At 75.0% G+C, this 1,799-nt stretch carries 2 protein-coding genes; both read left to right on the top strand.

The window, feature by feature from the left end; all coding sequences use genetic code 11:
- The coding region (locus AC1DP0_RS21550; RefSeq protein ID WP_478088563.1) for an ATP-binding protein at window positions 1-1,480 on the top strand (1,480 nt) is incomplete at its 5' end.
- On the top strand, window positions 1,477-1,799 hold a 323-nt coding region (locus AC1DP0_RS21545; protein WP_478088560.1), incomplete at its 3' end, for a response regulator transcription factor. The genes AC1DP0_RS21550 and AC1DP0_RS21545, both read left to right, overlap by 4 nt.

Raw genomic sequence — 1,799 nt, 5'->3', positions numbered from 1 at the left:
GGGTCAGGATGGGACGGTGCACACGGCATACGAGAACGGAACCGGCCCCGCGCGTCCCGCGGGAGCCTCGTGGCGGACGACGCCGCGGCCCCCGCTCGTGCGCCAGCGACAGGGCAAGGTCATCGCCGGCGTCGCCGCAGGGCTGGCCGCCCACCTGGGGGTCCCGGTCGTCGCGGTCCGCGTCGCGCTCGTGCTGACGACGATTCCCTTCGGTGCCGGCCTGGCGGTCTACGTCTTCCTGTGGGCGACCATGCGCGAGGTCGGCGACGTCGACCCCGCGGTCACGGCAGGCACGGCAGGAACGGCGGGCACGGCAGCGACGGCGGGCACGGCAGCGACGGCGGGGACGACCGGCTCCGGTCACCACGTCGACCTCGCGAGCCTGCGCACCTGGCTGCGCAGCGGCAACCAGCCCGTGCTGCTCACCCTCCTCGGCGTCGCGGCCCTTGCCGTGGCAGGCGCCCTGTGGTTCGGCAGCGCCGGCCTCGACGTCCACCCCGAGGTGATCCTGCCCGTCGTCGCCATCGTCATCGGCGCGATCTTCTTCTGGTCCCAGCTCGACGACACCGACACCCTCGGCGCGCGTCGCCCGGTCCGCTGGATCTGGCTCGTCGTCGGTCTCGGCCTCACCATCCTCGGGCTCGTCGGGCTGCTCGTGCAGGGCACCAACCTCACCGAGCTGTGGCAGGTCGCCGGGGCCGTGCTCGCCGCCCTCGTCGGCGTCGTCGTCCTGTCGGCGCCGTGGATCCTGCGGCTCTGGAGCAACCTGCGCCTGGAGCAGGCCGCCCGCATCCGCGCCACCGAGCGCGCCGACATCGCCGCCCACCTGCACGACTCGGTGCTGCAGACCCTGGCCCTGATCCAGCGGCAGTCCGGCGACGCCGCGACCGTCGCGCGCCTCGCCCGCGCGCAGGAGCGCCAGCTGCGCAGCTACCTCTACGACGAGGACGCCCGCGCCGGCACGCTCGGTGCCGCCCTCACCGCCGCGATGGGCGAGGTCGAGGACCTCCACGGCGTGCCGGTGCAGCTCGTCGTCACCGGCGACCGGCCGATGGACGCGCACCTCGACGCCCTCGTCAAGGCCGTCCGCGAAGCGACGTGGAACGCCGTGCGCCACGCGAGCCCGCCGGTGAGCACGTACGTCGAGGTGGGGCCCGACGCCGTCGAGGCGTTCGTCAGGGACCATGGCGCGGGCTTCGACCTCGACACCGTCCCCGACGACCGCGCCGGCGTGCGCGAGTCGATCATCGGGCGCATGGAGCGCCACGGCGGCACGGCTCGCATCCGACGACGCGCGGACGGCACCGAGGTCGAGCTCCGCCTGCCCGTCGGTCAGCCGGCCGAGGCCGAGCAGCCCTCCCCCGCAACACCACCCGGCGCATCCCCCCCGCCCGCCCCCGCCACCGCCACCGCCACCGCCACCCAGGGCACGACGCCCAGCGGCACCCAGGACCCCCAGACCCAGGAGCAGGCTCCATGACCGACCCGCGGACCATCCGCATCGTCATCGTCGACGACCACCACATGTTCCGCACCGGCGTGCGCGCCGAGCTCACGTCCCTCGCGGCGACACCGCGGGCCGGCGCGTTCACCCTCGAGATCGCCGGTGAGGCGGGAGCGGTCGAGTCGGCCGTGCAGGTCATCAAGGAGCAGCAGCCCGACGTCGTGCTCCTCGACGTCCACCTGCCGGGCGGCGACGGGCACGGCGGCGCCGACGTCATCCGGGCGTGCAACGGCGTGCAGTCGCGCGCCGGCGTGCCGGTGCGCTTCCTCGCGCTCTCGGTGTCCGACGCGGCCGA

Source organism: Terrabacter sp. P5_B1, from assembly GCF_056400505.1.
This window is presented reverse-complemented; position numbering and strand designations above follow the sequence as displayed.